This window comes from Ruthenibacterium intestinale (genome assembly GCF_040096265.1).
GTDB classification, from domain to species: Bacteria; Bacillota; Clostridia; order Oscillospirales; family Ruminococcaceae; genus Ruthenibacterium; species Ruthenibacterium komagatae.
The window spans coordinates 18,942-37,914 of record NZ_JBBMFA010000074.1; the positions used below are offsets into that span (position 1 = coordinate 18,942).

General features: G+C 62.9%; 16 protein-coding genes, 1 tRNA gene and 1 pseudogene. 7 read left to right on the forward strand and 11 right to left on the reverse strand.

All coding sequences use genetic code 11. The annotated features are described in order from the left end of the window. Window positions 1-8: 8 nt before the first annotated feature. Together thyA and WMO24_RS05650 are read right to left on the reverse strand one after the other, a co-directional pair. Window positions 9-839 (reverse strand): thymidylate synthase, encoded by an 831-nt coding sequence (gene thyA, locus WMO24_RS05645; protein WP_349215346.1) that lies wholly within the window; start codon window positions 837-839, stop codon window positions 9-11. Next, window positions 836-3,349, reverse strand: coding sequence for a hybrid sensor histidine kinase/response regulator (locus WMO24_RS05650; protein ID WP_349215347.1), 2,514 nt, complete (start codon window positions 3,347-3,349; stop codon window positions 836-838). Before WMO24_RS05650 ends, thyA begins: the two co-directional genes overlap by 4 nt. A 110-nt stretch (window positions 3,350-3,459) precedes the next feature. On the opposite strand from WMO24_RS05650, the gene WMO24_RS05655 reads away from it, so the two are divergent. Together WMO24_RS05655 and WMO24_RS15800 are read left to right on the forward strand one after the other, a co-directional pair. Further along, complete coding sequence (locus WMO24_RS05655) at window positions 3,460-4,548, forward strand: HD domain-containing phosphohydrolase (RefSeq protein WP_349215348.1); 1,089 nt, start codon at window positions 3,460-3,462, stop codon at window positions 4,546-4,548. 71 nt (window positions 4,549-4,619) lie between these two features. Beyond that, window positions 4,620-4,814 (forward strand): annotated as a pseudogene (locus WMO24_RS15800) (Hpt domain-containing protein); the annotation flags it as partial. A gap of 123 nt (window positions 4,815-4,937) precedes the next feature. Here the strand turns inward: WMO24_RS15800 and dnaJ are convergent. From dnaJ to hrcA, 4 genes are all read right to left on the reverse strand, one after another. Next, window positions 4,938-6,113 carry a molecular chaperone DnaJ gene (gene dnaJ / locus WMO24_RS05660; protein ID WP_349215349.1) on the reverse strand — a complete coding sequence of 392 codons (1,176 nt, stop codon included), beginning with the start codon at window positions 6,111-6,113 and terminating at the stop codon, window positions 4,938-4,940. A 73-nt stretch (window positions 6,114-6,186) separates the two neighbouring features. Further along, window positions 6,187-8,031, reverse strand: a complete 1,845-nt coding sequence (dnaK, locus tag WMO24_RS05665; RefSeq protein WP_349215350.1) for a molecular chaperone DnaK — start codon at window positions 8,029-8,031, stop codon at window positions 6,187-6,189. An 84-nt stretch (window positions 8,032-8,115) separates the two neighbouring features. Continuing rightward, window positions 8,116-8,673: a nucleotide exchange factor GrpE gene (locus WMO24_RS05670; RefSeq protein WP_349215351.1), complete on the reverse strand. Its 558-nt coding sequence runs from the start codon at window positions 8,671-8,673 to the stop codon at window positions 8,116-8,118. 5 nt (window positions 8,674-8,678) lie between these two features. Continuing rightward, on the reverse strand, window positions 8,679-9,725 hold the full coding sequence (gene hrcA / locus WMO24_RS05675) for a heat-inducible transcriptional repressor HrcA (RefSeq protein ID WP_349215352.1): 1,047 nt from the start codon (window positions 9,723-9,725) through the stop codon (window positions 8,679-8,681). Window positions 9,726-10,052: 327 nt separating this feature from the next. On the opposite strand from hrcA, the gene ade reads away from it, so the two are divergent. From ade to WMO24_RS05690, 3 genes are read left to right on the forward strand one after another with little or no spacing between them, the layout of a single operon-like run. Next, window positions 10,053-11,762, forward strand: a complete 1,710-nt coding sequence (gene ade, locus WMO24_RS05680; protein WP_349215353.1) for an adenine deaminase — start codon at window positions 10,053-10,055, stop codon at window positions 11,760-11,762. Further along, the gene (locus WMO24_RS05685; protein ID WP_349215354.1) at window positions 11,759-12,235 is read left to right on the forward strand and encodes a C-GCAxxG-C-C family protein; all 477 of its coding nucleotides are present in this window, start codon (window positions 11,759-11,761) and stop codon (window positions 12,233-12,235) included. Before ade ends, WMO24_RS05685 begins: the two co-directional genes overlap by 4 nt. Further along, the gene (locus tag WMO24_RS05690; RefSeq protein ID WP_349215355.1) at window positions 12,214-12,675 is read left to right on the forward strand and encodes a hypothetical protein; all 462 of its coding nucleotides are present in this window, start codon (window positions 12,214-12,216) and stop codon (window positions 12,673-12,675) included. The genes WMO24_RS05685 and WMO24_RS05690 overlap by 22 nt, the downstream gene beginning before the upstream one ends. A 134-nt stretch (window positions 12,676-12,809) precedes the next feature. Here the strand turns inward: WMO24_RS05690 and ppk1 are convergent, their stop codons facing one another. Further along, window positions 12,810-14,885: a polyphosphate kinase 1 gene (gene ppk1 / locus WMO24_RS05695; protein ID WP_349215356.1), complete on the reverse strand. Its 2,076-nt coding sequence runs from the start codon at window positions 14,883-14,885 to the stop codon at window positions 12,810-12,812. Window positions 14,886-15,112: 227 nt separating this feature from the next. Here ppk1 and WMO24_RS05700 point away from each other — a divergent pair, with 227 nt between their 5' ends. After that, window positions 15,113-15,304 (forward strand): hypothetical protein, encoded by a 192-nt coding sequence (locus WMO24_RS05700; protein WP_349215357.1) that lies wholly within the window; start codon window positions 15,113-15,115, stop codon window positions 15,302-15,304. Between the two features lie 103 nt (window positions 15,305-15,407). On the opposite strand, the gene WMO24_RS05705 is transcribed toward WMO24_RS05700, so the two are convergent. Further along, window positions 15,408-15,484 (reverse strand) — tRNA-Arg (locus WMO24_RS05705). A gap of 208 nt (window positions 15,485-15,692) precedes the next feature. Here WMO24_RS05705 and WMO24_RS05710 point away from each other — a divergent pair. Then, on the forward strand, window positions 15,693-16,319 hold the full coding sequence (locus WMO24_RS05710; RefSeq protein ID WP_349215358.1) for a nuclease-related domain-containing protein: 627 nt from the start codon (window positions 15,693-15,695) through the stop codon (window positions 16,317-16,319). Between the two features lie 88 nt (window positions 16,320-16,407). Here WMO24_RS05710 and WMO24_RS05715 read toward each other — a convergent pair whose 3' ends face one another. From WMO24_RS05715 to WMO24_RS05725, 3 genes are all read right to left on the reverse strand, one after another. Further along, window positions 16,408-16,521, reverse strand: coding sequence for a rubredoxin-like domain-containing protein (locus tag WMO24_RS05715; protein WP_349215359.1), 114 nt, complete (start codon window positions 16,519-16,521; stop codon window positions 16,408-16,410). 48 nt (window positions 16,522-16,569) lie between these two features. Continuing rightward, on the reverse strand, window positions 16,570-17,763 hold the full coding sequence (locus WMO24_RS05720; protein ID WP_349215360.1) for an FprA family A-type flavoprotein: 1,194 nt from the start codon (window positions 17,761-17,763) through the stop codon (window positions 16,570-16,572). A gap of 76 nt (window positions 17,764-17,839) precedes the next feature. After that, window positions 17,840-18,913, reverse strand: coding sequence for an alcohol dehydrogenase (locus tag WMO24_RS05725; protein ID WP_349215361.1), 1,074 nt, complete (start codon window positions 18,911-18,913; stop codon window positions 17,840-17,842). Window positions 18,914-18,973 lie beyond the last annotated feature (60 nt).

The following is an 18,973-nucleotide window of genomic DNA, read 5'->3' on the forward strand; positions in this document are numbered from 1 at the left end:
GCTCCTCCTTATTCCGCCACGGGGATCTTCTCTTCCAGGGTGTGGAAGCGGTAATCCTCCAGCTTGAAATCCTCCGGTGTGAAGGCGTAGAAATCGGTCACGTCCGGGTTGATCCACAGCCGGGGCGCGGGATACGGCTGGCGCTCCATCAGCTTTTTCACAATGTCCACGTGCCGGTCGTAGATGTGCGCGTCCGCGATCACGTGCACCAGCTCGCCCGCTTCCAGGCCGCTGGCCCGGGCAAACATGTGCACCAGCACCGCGTACTGGCACACGTTCCAGTTGTTGGCGGTGAGCATGTCCTGGGAGCGCTGGTTCAAAATGGCGTTCAGCGTGTTGCCGGACACGTTCAGCGTCAGGCTGTAGGCGCAGGGATACAGGTTCATCTCGTGCAGATCCGCGTGCACGTAAATGTTGGACATGATGCGCCGGGAGGCCGGGTTGTGCTTCAAATCGTACAGCATCCGGTCCACCTGGTCGAACATGCCTTCCCGGTACTGGTGCTTGACCCCCAGCTGATAGCCGTACGCCTTGCCGATGGTGCCGTCCGGGCCGGCCCACTGGTCCCAGATGTGGCTGTGCAGGTCCGCGATGCGGTTGGACTTTTTCTGCCAGATCCACAGCATTTCGTCCACGCAGGACTTGAAGGCCGTGCGCCGCACCGTCAGCGCCGGAAACTCCTTTTTCAAGTCGTACCGGTTCACAATGCCGAACTTTTTCACCGTGTGGGCGGGGGTGCCGTCGGCCCAGCGGGGCCGCACCTCCAGCTGCGTGTCCCACACGCCGTTTTCCAGAATATCCCTGCAGTTGGCAAGGAACAAATCGTCTGCGTAACTCATGGTTCACTCTCCTGTCTGTTGGAAGGGGCTGCCAGCAGGCGGCCCAGCACCTGCTCCAGCACGTTGAAGTCGATGGGTTTGGAAATGTGCGCGTTCATGCCCGCCTGCTGGGGGCGGGCAATGTCCTCGGAAAAGGCGTTGGCCGTCACCGCGATGATGGGCACCGTGGCCGCGTCGGGCCGGTGCAGCGCGCGGATGGCCCGGGCGGCGGCACAGCCGTCCATCACGGGCATCTGCATATCCATCAAAACCGCGTCAAAATGGCCCGGTTCGCTGTTTTCAAACAGCTCCAGCGCCTGGCGGCCGTCCCAGGCCTGGGTCACCTCCAGATGGTGCATCTCCAGCACCGCGCAGGCAATCTCCATGTTGATCTCGTTGTCCTCGGCCAGCAGCACCCGCTTGCCGGTCATGTCCGCGGGCTCGTAGGAAGGGGGCGTCTCTTCGGGGCGGCGCTCCTCGGCCAGGCGCAGCGGCAGCGTCACCGTCACCGTGGTGCCCTTGCCCAGGGCGCTCTCCACCTCGATGCGGCCCTCCATCTGGCGCACCAGATCGTGCACGATGGGCATGCCCAGCCCCGTGCCCGCCACGTTGGCCGCGCCGAACCGGACTTCCCGTTCAAAGGGCACGAACAGCCGCCCCAGAAACTCTTTGCTCATGCCGGCGCCCGTGTCCCGCACCACAAAGCGGAAGTTGGGGTACCGGCTCTGGGTGTCGGCGAACTCCGTCACCTCAAAGTCGATGGAGTCCCCGGGCTTTGTGTACTTGAAGGCGTTGGACAGCAGGTTGTTCAAAATCTGCTGCAGCCGCCGCCAGTCGCCCTCCACGGCCGTGTCCCGCAGGTCCGTCTTCCAGCGGAAGGTCCGCTGGCCGCCGTCCTGCAGGCTGAACAGCTCGGCGGTCTGGCGCAGGTTTTCGGCCAGGTCAAAGGGCTGGTGCACAATGTCCAGCTTGCCCTCTTCCAGCTTGGAGATCTCCAGAATGTCGTTGATCAGCCCCAGCAGCTGCTCGCCCGCGGCCCGCACCTTGCCCAGCGCCGCGCGGATCTTGTCCGGCTGGTCCACCTGGTCTTCCGCCAGCCTGGTCAGGCCCAGAATGGCGTTCAGCGGGGTGCGCATGTCGTGGGACATGCAGGAGAAGAACCGGTTTTTGGAATCGGCCATCTCCGTCACCGAGTGGATGGAGTTCTGCAAAAGCTCCATCCGGGCCAGATCGTGCTCCTTTTCCTCGTGCACGTCCCGGAAGCACAGTACCACCTTGCCCGGCTGCAGCGATTCGTCGTACAGCATCTGCACGTGCACCCAGCGGTACCGGCCGTTGAACAGCCGCTTGAAGTCGCCGCCGTAGTTGCGCACCCGCTTTTTCATCAGCTGGCGCATGTTCTCAATGTCAAAGCAGCCGCTGAACTCCTCGTAGGCCTCCGGCTCAATGACCTCGGCCAGCTTCTGCAGCAGCAGGGCGTAGTCGCCGGCGTTGCCCGCGTTCTCCCGCACGTAGTCCGAGCCCTTCAGCATCTCGTAGGTGCCCTGGTTCAAATCCACCTGATACAGCGCATAGTAGGAGTTGCTCAGCACCCCCACAATGGAGTTGTACAGGGCCGCGCTTTTTCGGCTGCGCCACTGGGACACCAGATACGCCGCCGAGGCCGCCGCAAACAGCCCCAGCAGCACCGCAAAGGGCAGCCACACCTTTCCGCTTTGGGCCAGCAGGGTGGAATAGGGGATGGTGATGATGGAGCACCACCCGTTCTCCATGGGATGATAATACACGCCCCGCTTGCGGCCGTCAATGCCCTGGGTGAAGGACTGATAGGACGTGTGCTCCCCGGCCTGAATCTCGTTGAACAGCTGGCTGATCTGCTCCTGAATCACCTCGGGGGATGCCTCGCCGTGAGCCACGTAGTACAGCAGCTGCCCCTGGGAATCGCACAGGTAATAGTGCCCCTCCTCGGGCAGCTCCTCCCGAATACCGCTGACGCCCAGCTGGTCGGAATAGATGTCCATGGCCACCACGTCCTGGGTGCCCCGCACCTGCTTTGCAATGGTGAACACGGGCTTTTGCAGCCGCACGTCAATGTATGCGTCCGTGTACACGATCCCGCCGCCGGCCTCGATGGCCTGCTGATACCACTGCGAGGCGGTGGGGCCGTAGTCCTCGTCGCCCTCCCAGTAGGTGGCGGCCACGATCTTGCCGTCCACCGAGGCGTAGATCTCAATTTCATCCAGCCCGGTCAGGTCCCTGGCGTACACCAGGTACTCCTGCATCCAGGCGGCGGTGTCCTCGGTGCGGTTCTGGGGCCGCATGGAGGCCTCCAGCGTGTCCAGCACCCACTGGTATTGTACAATGTTGTGCATCTCCTGGGCGGCCAGCCGCTTGGCGATCTCGGTGCCCATCACCTGTGCTTCGTCCAGCAGAATGCGGTTCATACTGAAAATATTGAAGCCCGCCACGCAGAGCATCGCCAGCACCAGCGTCAGCAGAACGTGCTTCCATTTTTTCTGTTTCCTGTTCATAAATCCTCCCGCGCGCATGTGCGCACCCCTATGATACCATGTTCCCGCGCGGCTGACAAATTCTTTTCTTTTTGGTATAATAATTCCAGTTGAAAAAGGGGGAATTTCCCATGGACGAGCCAAAATCACCGTCTTCCATGCTGAACACACTGCTCATCGTGGACGATTCGGAAATGAACCGTGCCATTCTGGCCGAGATTTTCAAACAGAGCTATTTCATTCTGGAGGCGGGCGACGGGGCCGAGGGCCTGCGCCTGCTGGAAGAGCACCGCAGCCAGGTGTGCGCCGTGCTTTTGGACGTGCAGATGCCCGTGATGGACGGCATGGAGATGCTGCGCCGGATCAACGCGTCCTTTGCGCCGGACCGGCGGCCCCCGGTGTTTCTCATCACAGCCGAAGCGTCCCAGGTCAGCCGGGAGGCCTACCGCCTGGGCGTGATGGACGTGATCGAAAAGCCGGTGGTTCCCTACATCGTCACCCGGCGGGTGAACTCGGTGGTGGAGCTGTTCCGGAACCGGCGGGCACTGGCCCACATGGTGCAGCGCCAGGAAGAGGAGATCCGCCGCCAGACCCAGACCATCGTGGACCTGAACCGGGGCATGATCGAGGCTCTGGCCACATCCATCGAGTTCCGCAGCAGCGAATCGGGCGAGCACGTCCACCGCATTCACGACATCACGGGGCTGCTTTTGCGCCGCACCCGCCTGGGGGACGGTCTCAGCGAGGAGCAGATCCAGCACATCGCCCTGGCGTCCATCATGCACGACGTGGGCAAGATCGCCATTGCCGACGCCATTCTCAACAAGCCCGGCCGCCTGACGCCCGAGGAGTACGAGATTATGAAGACCCACACGGTGCAGGGCGCCCGCCTGCTGGAGCGCATTCCCCAAATGCGCAGCCACCCCATTTTCCCCTATGCCTGCGACATTGCCCGGCACCACCACGAGCGGTGGGACGGCCGGGGCTATCCCGACGGGCTGCGCGGGGACGAGATCACCGTCTGGGCGCAGGCGGTGTCCATTGCGGACGTGTACGACGCGCTGGTCAGCAAGCGCATTTACAAAGACGCCTTCGGGGTCGAGCAGGCGCTGGAGATGATCCGCACCGGCGCCTGCGGGGTGTTCAGCCCGCAGCTGCTGGACAGCTTCTTCTCTGTGGAGCACGAGATCCGGCGTCTGTACCGGCGAAAGGAGAATTGAGCATGGACGAGAGCAGAAAACAGGCCCTGCGGGATGCGGGGGTCAATGTGGAAGAAGGGCTGGAGCGCTTCATGAACAACGAGGCCCTGTGGGAGCGGTTTTTGTCCAAGTTCCCGGCAGACCCCAACCCCGCGGCCCTGTCCGCCGCGCTGGACAAAGGCGACTGGGCGGCGGCGCTGGCCGCGGCCCACAGCCTGAAAGGGGTGTGCGGCAACCTGTCCTTCACGCAGCTGCATCAGCTGCTGACCCGGCAGGTGGAGGCCCTGCGCGCGGGCGATACCGACGGGGCGCTGGCCCTGCGCGGCCCCATTGAAGAGGGGGTGCGCCCGCATCACACAGCTGCTGTAAACAAAAAAAGGACGCGGCTCCGGTGGGAGCCGCGTCTTTTTTTATTCTTTTCCGCCGAACATGTCGCGCAGGGATTTGAAAAAGCCCTTGCGCTGTTCGTAGTTGTCTTCCTTCAGGCTGTCCTCAAAGGTCTTCAGCGCCTCGCGCTGGGTTTTGGTCAGCTTTTTGGGGATCTCCACCACCACGTGCACGTACTGGTCGCCGTGGCCGCGTCCGTTCACGTACTGGATGCCCTTGCCCCGCAGCCGGAACGTGGTGCCGGACTGGGTGCCTTCGGGCACGGTGTACTGCACCTTGCCGTCGATGGTGGGCACCACCACATCCGCCCCCAGCACCGCCTGGCTGTAGGTGATGGGCACGGTCACATGTACGTCGTAGCGGTCGCGCTCAAACATGGCGTCCGGCCGCACGGTGACGATGACGATCAGATCGCCGGCGGGGCCGCCGTTCTGGCCCGCGTCGCCCAGGCCCGCCAAACGCAGGCTCTGGTCGTCGTCAATGCCGGCCGGCACCGTGACCTCCACGCGCTTGGTGCTGGACACCTTGCCCGCGCCGTGGCACTTGGAGCAGGGCGTCTTGATGATCTTTCCCTTGCCGCCGCACTTACGGCACGGCTGCGAGGACTGCATCACGCCGAAGGGCGTGCGCTGCTGCACGGTGACAAAACCCGTGCCGCGGCAGTCCGGGCAGGTCTCGGGGCTGGTGCCCTTGGCCGCGCCTGTGCCGCCGCACTCCGGGCACACGTCCTGGCGGTTCACGGTCACGGTCTTGGTGCAGCCGTGCACCGCCTCCATAAAGCTCAGCACCAGGCTGACGCGGATGTCCGCGCCGCGGCGGGGCTGGTTGGGGTTGGCCCGGCGCTGTCCGCCGAAGCCGCCGAACCCGCCGCCGAACATGGAGCCCAGAATGTCGTCCAAATCGATGCCGCCGCCAAATCCGCCGAACCCGCCGCCGAAGCCGCCGGCCCCGGCGCCCGCGCCGTAGTTGGGGTCCACGCCCGCATGGCCGAACTGGTCGTACCGTGCCTTTTTATCTTTGTCGCTGAGCACCTCGTAGGCCTCGCCCACCTCTTTGAACTTCTCCTCGGCCACTTTGTCGCCGGGGTTCAGGTCCGGATGGTATTTTTTGGCCAGCTTGCGGTACGCCTTTTTGATCTCGTCGTCCGAAGCGGTCTTGGGCACGCCCAGCACCTCATAATAATCGCGTTTTTCTGCCATACTTTCTCTCCCTCGTCCTCACGGCACAAGGGCGCGCGGCCACGCCGCCCGCCCTTGTTGTGAGAGATATGGTTTAAACTTCTTTGTAGTCGGCGTCCACCACGTTGTCGTCGCCGTTGCCGCTGCCTGCCTGCTGGCCGCCCATATCCGGGCCGGCCTGCGCGCCCGCAGCCTGCTGGGCCGCCGCGGCCTCTTTATAGACCTTCTCGCTCACAGCGTAGAAAGCTTTTTGCAGCTCTTCCTGTTTTGCCTTGATGGCGTTGATGTCCGAGCCTTTCAGCGCCTCTTTCAGCGCATCCAGCTTGGCATTGATGTCCGCCTTCTCCTCGGCGGTCACTTTGTCGCCCAGTTCGTTCAGGGCTTTTTCGGTGGTGAACACCATCTGGTCCGCGGCGTTGCGGGTGTCCACTTCCTCACGTTTCTGTTTGTCCTCGGCGGCATAGCGCTCGGCTTCCTTCACAGCCTTCTCCACGTCTTCCTTGCTCATGTTGGTGGAAGAGGTGATGGTGATGTGCTGCTCCTTGCCGGTGCCCAGGTCTTTGGCGGACACGTTCACAATGCCGTTGGCGTCAATGTCGAAGGTGACTTCGATCTGAGGCACGCCGCGGGGAGCCGGGGCGATGCCGTCCAGATGGAAGGTTCCCAGAGACTTGTTGTCGCGGGCAAACTCACGCTCGCCCTGCAGCACGTTGACTTCAACCGACGGCTGGTTGTCGGCCGCGGTGGAGAAGATCTGGCTCTTCTTGGTGGGGATGGTGGTGTTGCGCTCGATGATGCGGGTGCACACGCCGCCCATGGTCTCAATGCCCAGGCTCAGCGGGGTGACGTCCAGCAGCAGCAGGCCCTTCACGTCGCCGCCCAGAACGCCGCCCTGGATGGCCGCGCCGATGGCCACGCACTCATCCGGGTTGATGCCCTTGGAAGGCTCGGTGTGCATGAAGTTCTTCACAGCTTCCTGCACGGCGGGGATACGGGTGGAACCGCCCACCAGCAGCACCTTGTGCAGATCGCCCGGCTGCAGGCCGGCGTCGCTCAAAGCGCGGCGCACAGGCCCCATGGTGCGCTCCACCAGGTCCGCGGTCAGCTCGTTGAATTTCGCCCGGGTCAGCGTGGTGTCCAGATGTTTCGGGCCGGTGGCGTCCGCCGTGATGAACGGCAGGTTGATGGCCGTGGAGGCCACGCCGGACAGCTCGATCTTGGCTTTCTCGGCCGCCTCTTTCAGGCGCTGCGCCGCCATTTTATCCTGGCGCAGGTCCACGCCGTTCTCTTTCTTGAACTCGTCGGCCAGCCAGTCGATGATGCGTTTGTCGAAGTCGTCGCCGCCCAGGTGGGTGTCGCCGGCCGTGGACAGAACCTCGGTCACGCCGTCGCCCATCTCGATGATGGACACGTCGAAGGTGCCGCCGCCCAGGTCGTACACCATGATCTTCTGGTCGTTTTCCTTATCCACACCGTAGGCCAGCGCGGCGGCGGTGGGCTCGTTGATGATGCGCTTTACATCCAGGCCCGCAATGGCGCCGGCGTCCTTGGTGGCCTGACGCTGCGAGTCGTTGAAGTAGGCCGGCACGGTGATGACCGCCTCGGTGACCTTCTCGCCCAGGTAGCTTTCCGCGTCCGCTTTCAGCTTGGACAGGATCATGGCGCTGATCTCCTGCGGGGTGTATTTCTTGCCGTCGATCTCCACCTTGTAGTCGGTGCCCATGTGGCGCTTGATGGAAGAGATGGTGCGGTCGGGGTTGGTGATGGCCTGGCGTTTTGCCACCTGGCCTACCAGACGCTCGCCGGTTTTGGTGAAGCCAACCACACTGGGCGTGGTGCGCGCGCCCTCGGCGTTGGCGATGACAACGGGCTCGCCGCCCTCAATGACGGACACGCAGCTGTTGGTGGTGCCCAAGTCGATACCAATGATTTTTCCCATAAATAATCGCTCCTCTTTTATTGCAATTCAAAGTTGGAATGGTTTTCAGTTTCTATGCAAAAAGCGCGGTGCGCTTTCGGCGGTTTATTGCGCAACGGCCACCGCCGCGTGGCGGATGACTTTGCCGTTGTACGTATACCCTTTCTGCAGCACCTGTACCACCGTGCCGCTCTCCACGCCTTCGGGCGCCTGCTGCTGCATCACGGCGGCGTGCAGTTCCGGGTCAAAGGGTTTGTCCTGTGCTTCGATCTCCTCAACGCCCATGGCGCTGAAGGCGGCGCCGGCTTTGTCCAGCGTCATCAGCACGCCCTTTTTATAGCTCTCGTCTTCGGTCTGTGCGTTGGCAGCCAGTGCCAGCGTATCCAGAACGCCCAGCAGCTTTTCCACGGCGAAGCTCACGCCGTTTCCGAAGGCGGCGTCCTTTTCCTTGGCGCTGCGCTTGCGGAAGTTGTCGTACTCCGCGGCGGTGCGCAGCAGCGTCTCCTTGGCGTCGGCCAGCTCTTTGGCGGCTTTTTCCAGCTGCTCCTTCACCGCGGCCAGCTCCGCTTCGCAGTCCGCGGACGGCTGCGCCTGCTCCCGGCTCTCGGGCTGCGTCTCCGGCTGTTCGGAGACCTTTTTCTCTTTCTTTTCTTTCTCTGCCATGTTGGCTACTCCTCCTGTCGCTGTCCGTGCTCGGTCTTGCCCGACATGCACTGTCCCAGCAGCAACGCAAAATATTCAAGCCGCGGAATCACTTCGCGGTACCGCATCCGGGTGGGGCCCACAATGCCGATGGCGCCGGTCAGACCGCCGCCCGCCACGTACCGCTTGGACAGGATGCACACACCGGGCATCCGGTACTCGGGCATCTCGTCTCCCAGCAGGACCGTGGTCCGCTCGGACTTGGGGCTGATGAAGCGCTTGACCGCTTCCTCGTCCCCGAAAAATTCCATCAGGGTGCGCAGGCATTCTTCCTGCGGGCTGTATCCCAGCACGTTCTGCTGGCCTTCCAGATAGACGTTGGGGCGCCCCGCTTCCTTCAGCAGGGTGTACGCCGCGCTGATCACCGGATAGAACACCGCGCCGCCGGCGCCCATGCCCTCGGCCGCCGCGTGCAGCAGCGGCTGGCTCACGTCCGCCGCGCTGCGGAAGGTCAGGTGCTCGTTCAGCGTCTGCGCCAGCCGCTCGGCGTCGCCGGGCCGCAGCTCAAAGTCCAGTTTTGCGGTGCGCGTGCGCACGCCGCCCGCGCCGGTGACCGCCAGAACGGCCGCCGTGTAGCGGCCCACCTGCATCACCTCAAAATGCGCAATGCACATATCCTCGCTTTTGGGCGTGGTGGCCACCACCGTGTACCCCGTCCAGTCCGCCAGCGCCCGGGCCGCGCTTTGGGCCAGCCGCTCGGGGTCGTAATCCATCTCCCGAAACGCCTGTTCCGCCGCCCGCTTCTCGCTCTCGCTGAGCTTGAGCGAAGTGTCCAGCAGATTGTCGATGTAATACCGGTACCCTTTTGCGCTGGGCACCCGGCCGGCGGATGTGTGCGGCTGCTCCAGCAGCCCCAGCTTTGTCAGCGCCGCCATCTCATTGCGAAGCGTGGCCGATGAGACCGCCCGGCCGAAATGTTCGGCCAGAAGACCCGAGCCCACCGGCTCGCCGTCGTCGGAATACAGCGATACAATCGCCCGCAGCACGCGCTGCTTTCGATCGTCGATCGGCATTTGCATCGCTTCCTCTCTCATCGTTTTAGCACTCTATGTTCCCGAGTGCTAAAATTATTGTACAACACTTTTTTAGTATGTCAAGAGCTGCGGGCCAAAATGCGAAAAATTTTTCAACTTTTACAATTTATCCACAAATCCCCCGTCGTCTTTTCCCTACCGCCCCGGGCCAAAATATGGTATAATGGCCGCAAAACGACCATTATACTCTATTTTAAATCGCCCTTTTTCTCGCCCCGAAGGGGCAACCGAAAAAGAGGGCGAATTATACCATTCTGCTTTCGCATCATGATATAATAAGAATCAAAGAACGGAGGTGCTCCCCAAATGGATCGAAAAAAGAGGATCGACGCCGCCATGGGCCGCGTGAAAGCGGACCTGGTGTTTAAAAATGTAAATGTGGTCAACGTGTTCAGTGAAGAGGTGGTCACCACCGACGTAGCCGTGGCCGACGGCTGCGTGGTGGGCCTGGGCTCCTACGAAGGCGTGCGGGAAGTGGACGGCACGGACAAGTTTTTGTGCCCGGGCTTCATCGACGCCCACCTGCACATGGAGTCCACCCTGGCCACGCCCTTCGAGCTGGCGCGGCTTGTGACCAAAAGCGGCACCACCACCATGATCGCAGACCCCCACGAGATCGTGAACGTGTGCGGCGCGGCGGCGGTGCGCTATCTGCTGGACGCCACCGAGCAGCTGCCCGTCAACGTGTATCTGATGCTGCCTTCCAGCGTGCCCGCCACCGCCTTTGAGACCAACGGCGCGGACTTCACCGCCCAGGACATGGCTCCCTTCTGGGACCATCCCCGGGTGCTGGGCCTGGGCGAGGTGATGTGCTACCCCGACGTGGTGGCCGCCGGCGATGCCATCGTGGAAAAACTGAACGCGGCCGAAGCCGCGGGCAAACAGGTGGACGGCCACGCCCCGGGCCTGACCGGGCGTCCGCTGCAGGCCTACGCCGCGGCGGGCGTGCGCACCGAGCACGAGTGCACCAGCTTTGCCGAGGCAGCCGAAAAGCTGCGGGCGGGGCTGGCGGTCCTGGTGCGCGAGGGCAGCGCCGCCAAAAACCTGACCGCTCTGGTCAACGGCCTGCTGGACTCCAAGCTGCCCGCGGACCGTTTCTTGTTCTGCACCGACGACAAACATCTGGACGACATCTCCCGGGAAGGCCATGTGCGCTGGAACGTGCGCCAGGCCATCCGCCTGGGCATGGACCCGGTGGCCGCCATCAAAATGGCCACCATCAACGCGGCCCGGGTCTACGGTCTGCGGGACCTGGGCGCTGTGGCGCCGGGCTACCGGGCGGACCTGGTGCTGCTCAGCAGCCTGAAAAAGGTCAAGGTGGAGCAGGTCTATAAGGACGGCGTTCCCGTGGAAGAGGCGCTGGCCGCCTGCCGGCCCGCCCCGGTTCCGGACGCGCTTTTGAACACCGTGCGCTTCTCCCCCGTGACCGCGCAGGACCTGCGCCTGCCCGTGGGCGAGACGGCCCACTGCATCGAGATGGTGCCCTATCAGATCGTGACCAAACACGTGGTGGAGCCGGTCCCCTCGGAAAACGGCCTGTTTGTTCCCAACGAGACCTACGCCAAGCTGTGCGTGGTGGAGCGCCACGGCCGCAGCGGCGGCATTGCGGTGTGCCCGCTGAAGGGCTACGGCATCCGGGGCGGCGCCATCGCCACCAGCGTGGCCCACGACAGCCACAACGTCATCGCCGCCGGCGACAACGACGAAGACCTGGCCCTGGCCATCAATCAGCTGAAATCCATGGGCGGCGGCTATGTGCTGGTGTCCGGCGGGCAGGTGCTGGGCCAGCTGCCCCTGCCCGTGGCCGGCCTGATGAGCACCGACCCCTGGGAAGACGTGCAGCGCAACACCGCAGCCATTCTCAAGCAGGCGTCCCAGATGGGCATCCCCTATCACGTGGACCCCTTCACCAGCCTGTCGTTCCTGGCGCTGCCGGTCATTCCGGAGCTGCGCCTGACCGACCGGGGCCTGTTCGACGTGGTGCGCTTCGCACCCGTGCAGGAGGAGCAGGTATGAGCGCGCACGGAGACGAAGCCTGCCGCCTGTTCTGCAGCGGTTACAACTGCGCCCAGTCCGTAGCCGGCGCCTTTGCCGATGAGCTGGGCCTTCCGCTGGAGACCGTGGCCCGGATGGTCAGCGGTTTCGGCGGGGGCTTCGGCCGCCTGCGGGAAGTGTGCGGCTGCGTCAGCGGCATGACCTTTGTGTACAGCGCCCTGCGGGGCTACGGCGTGCCCGGCGACCTGCAGGAGAAAACCGCTGTGTACACCGACGTGCAGGCATTGGCAAACCGGTTCCGGCAGTGCCACGGAAGCATTGTCTGCAAGGAGCTGCTGGGCCTGGACCGGCCCGAGGGAACGCCCCGGCCCGAGGCGCGCACCCCGGAGTATTACCGCAAGCGTCCCTGTCCGGAGCTGGCCCGCAGCGCCGCGGACATTCTGGAACAGTTTTTGAACGAGGAGGTGCCCCCATGCGATTGGAAAGCACCCTGACCCGCCGCCAGGTGCTGGAGCGCCTGCGCCACGGCACCCGGGAAATGCAGCGCAAAGCGCCGGCCGCGGGCGAGCTGGAAAGCCGCCCCACCCGGGACGGCTTCGTGCTGGCCTGGGCGCCCGGCCCGCACAAACCCCGGGGCCTGTGCCTGACCGCCGCGGTGACCGAGACCGCCGGCGGCTGCATCATTCAGGGCAAATTCGGCCCGGACCCGCACACCGTGCACATTCTGCGCCCTGTGGGCGCGCTGGTGTGGGTGGCGGCGCTGGCCGCCGCGCTCACTTCGCCGGACCCGGCCAAGACCCTGTGCCTGGCCGTGGGCGGTCTGGGCGTGGCCACGGCGCTGGCGTGGCTGGCCGCTCATCAGCTGCCCCGGCTTCTGTGCCCCGCCGCCGAGCAGAAGGTGCTGGAGTTCGTCCGTCACAACCTTTTAAAATAAGGAGGCTGACCCATGAAACTGCTTTTGTATCTGGTTTTACTGGTGGTGGTGTTCCCGTTCAAGATCCTTCTGGCCATCTGCAAACACGCAAAATAAGTGCAAAAAGCCCCGGAACCGTCGTTCCGGGGCTTTTTTCAGGATTCGCTCTGTTCCAGCTTGCGGCCGGCCAGGCGGTACGCTTCGTCGTACAGCCAGTCCTGGCAGGCCAGGGCGGGCTCGCCGTTGGGCATGCGCCGCACATAACTGCCGTCGGGCTGCTGGTCCCGGGCCTGGCGGTTGTCGCGCCACATCACGTCAAAAATGCGCAAAAGCCGCTGCTTCAGGCCCTGGTCGTACACCGGCACGGCCACCTCCACCCGGCGCAAGGTGTTGCGGGTCATCCAGTCGGCGCTGCCGATGTACACCCGCACGTCCTCGCCGCTGCCGAAAATGTAAATGCGGGAGTGCTCCAGATACCGGCCCACCACGCTGATGATGTGGATGTTGTCGGTCCAGCCGGGAACGCCGCCCCGCAAGCAGCAGATGCCCCGCACGATCATGTCCACCCGCACACCGGCGCGGCTGGCTTCGATCAGCTTGTCGATGAGGGTCTTGTCGCTCATGCTGTTGATCTTGATGCGCAGATAGCCCTCGCCGCCCTGGCGCGCCTTGCAGATCTCATCGTCGATCATGTCCAGCAGCTTGTTCTGCAGGCAGTGGGGCGCCACCAGCAGGTGCTGGGTGTGGTCCACGGTCTCGCCCAGGGTCAGCGCCTGGAACACGGCCGCCGCTTCCATGCCGATCTCCCGGCGGGCCGTCATCAGGGACAGGTCCGTGTACAGGCGGCTGGTGCGCTCGTTGTAGTTGCCGGTGCCGATCTGGGTGATGTACTGGATGCCCTGGGGCGTTCTGCGGGTGATGACGCACAGCTTGCTGTGCACCTTCATGCCGCTGAGGCCGTAGATCACATGGCAGCCGGCCCGCTCCAGGCGGCGGCTCCAGGCGATGTTGTTGGCCTCGTCAAACCGGGCCTTCAGCTCCACCAGAACGTCCACCTGCTTGCCGTTCTCGGCGGCTTCCTCCAGGCTTTCCACCACCTTGCTGTCCCGGGCAAGGCGGTACAGCGTCATTTTAATGGACACCACTTCCGGGTCCCGGGCAGCCTCGCTCAGCATCTGCAAAAAGGGGCGGATGCTCTGGTACGGGTAGTGCAGCAGAATGTCCTTGCGGGCGATCTGCTCCAGCACCGAGCTCTTCAGGTCCACCTCGGGGCTGTCCTGGGGGTGGCGCGGCGCGTAGAACAGCTCGCTGCGGGTGCGCAGATGGTCCCGGATCATGTACAGGAAGGACAGGTCCAGCGGCGCGTCGTACTCATACACCCGCTTTGTGTCCAGCTTCAGCTGGCGGCACAGGGTCTCGATCACCTCGATGTCGATGGCGCGGCTCAGCTCCATGCGCACCGGGCACAGCTTGCGCCGCAGCTTGATCACCTCGGCCATGTGGTCGCGGTAGTTCAGTTCCTCGTCGTAAATGTTGTCGGCGTCAATGTCCGCGTTCCGGGTCACCCGCGCCAGCGTTTTGCTGGTGATCTTGTACCCGGGGAACATCATGGGCAGGCAGTGCAGGATCAGCTCCTCGGCCAGAATGTAGCAGCCGGCGCGCTCGGGCACGGGGATCAGCCGGGGGAACAGGCCGCTGACGCAGGGCACAATGCCGATCTTCTTTTTCTCGGTCTTGGTGTTCAGCACGGCAATGGCGTAAATGTCCTTGTTGGCCAGAAAGGGGAAGGACTGCTTTTTGCCGATGATGAAGGTGGACAGCAACGGCAGAAATTCCCGCCGGAACATGGTCTCCAGATATTTTTCCGACTCGGGGCGGATGCTGTGAAAGTCCACAATGGTCACGCCCTGCTCTTCCAGCAGCCCCATCAGGGCGGTGTAGGCCGCGTCCCGGCGGCGGCACAGGCTTCGCACCTGGTCCAGCGCCGCGTCGATCTGCTCGCCGGGGGTCATGTGGGTCTTGTTCTCCCGGCTGTCCTTGTCCAGCAGCATCTGGTCGTGCAGGCTGCCGATGCGCACCATAAAAAATTCATCCAGATTGCTCTGAAAAATCGACAGGAAGGACAGCCGCTCGCACAGGGGCACCCGTGCGTCCTCGGCCTCTTCCAGCACGCGCTCGTTGAAGCGCAGCCAGGAAAGCTCCCGGTTTTCAAAGCACTCGTTTTCCATCATTTCTCCTCTTCCTCTCCCGTGCCGGCTGCGCGGCACACTTCTCTTCTTAAAAAGGTATCACAGTCCCGCCCGGTGTGCCACCCTTTTTTTGAAAAGAATGGGCCAAATCTGTGTAAACCGGGCGGTTTCACAAAAACTTTTCAAACATTTGACCCAAAATCCGTGGTCAAACCCGGCGCAACGCGCTACACTGAAGCCAAGGTGAATGCAAGAAGGAGGACTGCCCCATGCTTCCGTGTAAAAGCCATTGCGACCGCTACTGCGAAAACTGCCACAAGCACTGCGCCGTCTGGGACGAAATGCAGCGTCAAAACCGCGCCGACCGGCAGCGCCGGAAAGCGTACCTGGACTATTACAACGATCTGTACGACACCATCATCCGCCAATGCTACGCCCTGACGCCCAAGCCCTGCCGCTGACCGGCACCTTCACGCAAAAAACGCCTTCTGACGCGCGTCAGAAGGCGTTTTTCCTTGCACGCCGCAAACACAAAAAAACCGGAGCAGAAATTCTGCTCCGGCGTGGTGCGCTGCAAGGGATTCGAACCCCTGACCTTTTGGTTCGTAGCCAAACACTCTATCCAACTGAGCTAGCAGCGCATTTTCACTTCGCACTCTTGAGTGCATGAATTATCATACCACAGCATTATCGGATTGTCAATGATTTTTTTCATTTTTGACCGGTCAATTTTCACCAAAATTCTTGCGCCGAATTGGCCGGTTCAATTGTGTTTTTTCTCACTTTTTGCTATACTGATAAAAATGATTCTAAAAAGCCGGTCGAACGGCTTTTTCTGGAGGTTTTTTCGTGGAAGACTTGTATCTGATTGTCGGCATTGTGATCATCACCCTCCTGTGCCTGTTTTTGATCATCTATTTTCTGTGGCGCAGCGATTCCCCGCTTTTCCGCCGCAAACCCAAAGACCTGCCCGACGCCAAAAAAGCGGATAAGCCCCTGGGCGCCGCCCGGCGCATGGCGCTGATGAACGGCTACCAGGTCATCTCCCCCGCGTGCCTGGCCAAGGACGGCAAGCTGGCGGACCTGGATTTCATTCTGGTGGGCACCTTTGGCGTTTTGTGCGTCAAATGCGTGGGCCGCGGCGGCTCCATTTACGGCAGCGCCGGGGACGCCATGTGGCTGCAGGTGAAAAACCAGGACCGCATCTCCTTCGCCAACCCCATTCTGGAAGCCGAGCGCGACACCCGTCTGGTGCGCGACATTCTGTTCAGCGCCAAGCTGAAAAACATTCCCGTGGAAACGGTGTGCGTGTTCACCAACCCCGTTGCCTCGCTGGCTCTGCCCCGCAGCACCGGCCACTACACCGTGAAGGAGTTCCGTTCCCTGCTGGGCCAGTCCCGTTTTCTGCAGGAGCGGAAGATCGACCTGGACGCGGTGTGCACCGCGCTGCGCGCCTACGTCACCGAAAAGAAATAATGTGCTTGCGGCCTTCCGCCTTTGCGGAGGGCCTTTTTGCTGCCCGCCAAACAAAACAGCCTTCCGCAAAAGCGGAAGGCTGTTTTTCTTACTCGGCTACTTCTTCAAAGGCTTCCTCGCCGGCGCCGCACACGGGGCACGGCACGGGAGGCTGGTCACCCTCGAATTCCTGGCCGCAGATGGTGCAAAGCCACTTTTTCATGGGGAGAGTCTCCTTTCTTTTTTCTTAGTATGGGGAAGCCGCGGGCGTTTAAACGCCGCGCACCGCGTTGCCGAACGCAAGGCCGTACTGCTTGGCCGCGTCCAGATCGGTCTGGGTGGGTTTAAAGCGCACTTTCATGCCCTCCAACGGCATGTTCAGCTTCAGCTGCTGCAAACGGGCCGTCAGGTTGGGCACGGCCTCGCCGCTCCAGCCGTAGCTGCCGAAGGCGGCGGCAAACTTGCCCTTGTGGATGATGGGGTTCAGCCCGATGAGCATCTCATACACCGGGGGCAGCGCGTCGCCCACCAGTGTGGGGCTGCCCAGCAAAAAGCCGTCGGCGTCCGCAATGGCGGCCTTGGCCGCGGCGTTGTCGTCGCTGACCAGATCGAAGCACTTCACCTCGACACCGCTTTCGGAAAGGCCCTTGCAGATCTGCTCGGCCAGCTGGCGGGTGTATCCGTAAGCGGACACATAGGCCACCGCCACCACTTTCTTGTCCCGGGGCTGGGGCGTGCTCCAGGCGCGGTACAGATCAAAATAATGCTGGATGTTGCTGCGCAGCACCGGTCCGTGTCCGTTGCCCACAAACTCGATGGGCAGGTCCTTGATGCGGTCCAGCGCCTTGAGCATGAACGGGTTTTTGAACGGCCCGATGATGTTGTCGAAGTAATATTTGTACGCCTCGGTAAAATCGCCCTCGATCAAATCGTTGAACACGCGCTCATCCGCGTAGTGGCAGCCGAAGCTGTCGCAGGTGAACAGCGCCTTCAGCTCGGGGATGTAGGTGTACATGCTGTCCGGCCAGTGCAGCATGGGCACGCTGAGGAAGGTCAGCGTCAGGCCGCCCAGATCGATGCGGTCCTTCTCCGAAACAGCCTTGGCGTTGAACGGGTGGTTGACGATCTCCTTCAAAAAGGTGATGGCCGTGCCCGACCCCAGCACCGTGGCGTTGGGGGCCAGCTCCAGCAGCTTCTCCATGCTGCCGGTGTGGTCCGGCTCGGTGTGGTCCACCACAATGTAGTCGATCTTGGCGGGGTCCGTCACCTGGCGGATGTTGTCCAGAAACTCGTCAAAGAATTTCGCTTTGCTGGTCTCGAACAGCACCGTCTTCTCCGTGCCCTGCACCAGATATGCGTTGTAGCTGGTGCCGTAGTCCGAATGCATGATGATGTCAAACACACGCAGGTCCGGGTCCTGCACACCCACATACCAAATATGCTCTTTTGCTTTGATTGCACCCATTCAAAAAGGCCTCCTTTTTTGTTCGCTTCTATTGTATACTATATTTGTATAATTTGCAACCATTTTTTCATTCTTATTATGAAACACTTTCCTCTGTTTTACAAGGGCCTGTGACCACCCATTTCAGGCAGCCGTCCTGCCGGGCGGCAAAGGTGCGGTACCCGTCCGGAATGGCTTCCAGCGGGCCGCGGTGGGTGATGAGGAAATCCGTGCGCAGCTTCCCGGCGGCGATCAGTTCCACCAGACGGGGGCAGCAGTTGGCGTCCACGCCGCCGGTTTTGAAAATCAGGTTTTTGCCGTACATCCGGGGCAGCGGCAGAATCTGGTCGCTCTCGTACATGGCCACCACGCTGACCACGGCGTTGGGCCGGGCCACGCGCCAGGCCAGCTCGAAGGTGTCCGGCGCGCCCGCCGCCTCGATGACGCTGTCCGCGCCGCGGCCCCCGGTCAGGCGCTGCACAAAGGCGGGCGCGTCCTCCCGGCAGGGGTCCAGCACCTCGTCCGCCAGCTTTTGGGCCAGGGCCAGCGCCCGGCGGGCGGGGTCCGGCTCCAGCAGCACCACCCGGCCCGCCCCCAAAAAGCGGGCGCACTGGGCTGCGCACAGCCCCACGGGGCCGCCGCCCACCACCGCCACCGTGTCGCCGGGGCGGATGTCGCACTGCAAAGCGCCCCAGTAACCGCTGACCAGAATGTCCCCCACAAACAGCGCGCTCTCCTCGCTGACGCCGTGGGGCAGCGGGTACAGGCACTGGTCCGCGAAGGGCACCCGCACATACTCCGCCTGGCAGCCGTCGATGCGGCAGCCCAGCAGCCAGCCGCCCTGTTCGCAGTTGTTCACATAGCCCCGCCGGCAGAACCAGCAGTCCCCGCAGAAGCTCTCGCAGTTGGCGGCCACCCGGTCGCCCGGACGCAGCCGGGTGACCCCCGGGCCCACCGCGACCACCCGGCCCGCAAATTCATGCCCCAGCACAATGCCCGGCACGGCGCGGGGCACGGCCCCGTGCAGAATGTGCAGGTCGCTGGTGCAGATGGTGGAACGGGTCACCTGCACAATGGCGTCGCCCGGCTCGTGCACAACGGGCACCGGCCGCCGGGTCAGAACCGGGGCGCTGCCGCCGTCCCACACGGCGGCCAGCATGGTTTGCTGCATGGCATTTCCCTCCTTGCAAGCCAAAGCAGGGACGGCGCCGCGCGCCGTCCCTGTCTGTTC

What these genes read in the sequence shown, in the direction of transcription:
- WMO24_RS05690 (WP_349215355.1), top strand. Translation starts at nt 12,214, where the DNA reads ATGCGATTGGAAAGCACCCTGACCCGCCGCCAGGTGCTGGAGCGCCTG.
- dnaJ (WP_349215349.1), bottom strand. Translation starts at nt 6,113, where the DNA reads ATGGCAGAAAAACGCGATTATTATGAGGTGCTGGGCGTGCCCAAGACC.
- hrcA (WP_349215352.1), bottom strand. Translation starts at nt 9,725, where the DNA reads ATGCCGATCGACGATCGAAAGCAGCGCGTGCTGCGGGCGATTGTATCG.
- dnaK (WP_349215350.1), bottom strand. Translation starts at nt 8,031, where the DNA reads ATGGGAAAAATCATTGGTATCGACTTGGGCACCACCAACAGCTGCGTG.
- WMO24_RS05685 (WP_349215354.1), top strand. Translation starts at nt 11,759, where the DNA reads ATGAGCGCGCACGGAGACGAAGCCTGCCGCCTGTTCTGCAGCGGTTAC.
- ade (WP_349215353.1), top strand. Translation starts at nt 10,053, where the DNA reads ATGGATCGAAAAAAGAGGATCGACGCCGCCATGGGCCGCGTGAAAGCG.
- ppk1 (WP_349215356.1), bottom strand. Translation starts at nt 14,885, where the DNA reads ATGATGGAAAACGAGTGCTTTGAAAACCGGGAGCTTTCCTGGCTGCGC.
- WMO24_RS05655 (WP_349215348.1), top strand. Translation starts at nt 3,460, where the DNA reads ATGGACGAGCCAAAATCACCGTCTTCCATGCTGAACACACTGCTCATC.
- WMO24_RS05720 (WP_349215360.1), bottom strand. Translation starts at nt 17,763, where the DNA reads ATGGGTGCAATCAAAGCAAAAGAGCATATTTGGTATGTGGGTGTGCAG.
- WMO24_RS05650 (WP_349215347.1), bottom strand. Translation starts at nt 3,349, where the DNA reads ATGAACAGGAAACAGAAAAAATGGAAGCACGTTCTGCTGACGCTGGTG.
- WMO24_RS05670 (WP_349215351.1), bottom strand. Translation starts at nt 8,673, where the DNA reads ATGGCAGAGAAAGAAAAGAAAGAGAAAAAGGTCTCCGAACAGCCGGAG.
- thyA (WP_349215346.1), bottom strand. Translation starts at nt 839, where the DNA reads ATGAGTTACGCAGACGATTTGTTCCTTGCCAACTGCAGGGATATTCTG.
- WMO24_RS05700 (WP_349215357.1), top strand. Translation starts at nt 15,113, where the DNA reads ATGCTTCCGTGTAAAAGCCATTGCGACCGCTACTGCGAAAACTGCCAC.
- WMO24_RS05715 (WP_349215359.1), bottom strand. Translation starts at nt 16,521, where the DNA reads ATGAAAAAGTGGCTTTGCACCATCTGCGGCCAGGAATTCGAGGGTGAC.
- WMO24_RS05725 (WP_349215361.1), bottom strand. Translation starts at nt 18,913, where the DNA reads ATGCAGCAAACCATGCTGGCCGCCGTGTGGGACGGCGGCAGCGCCCCG.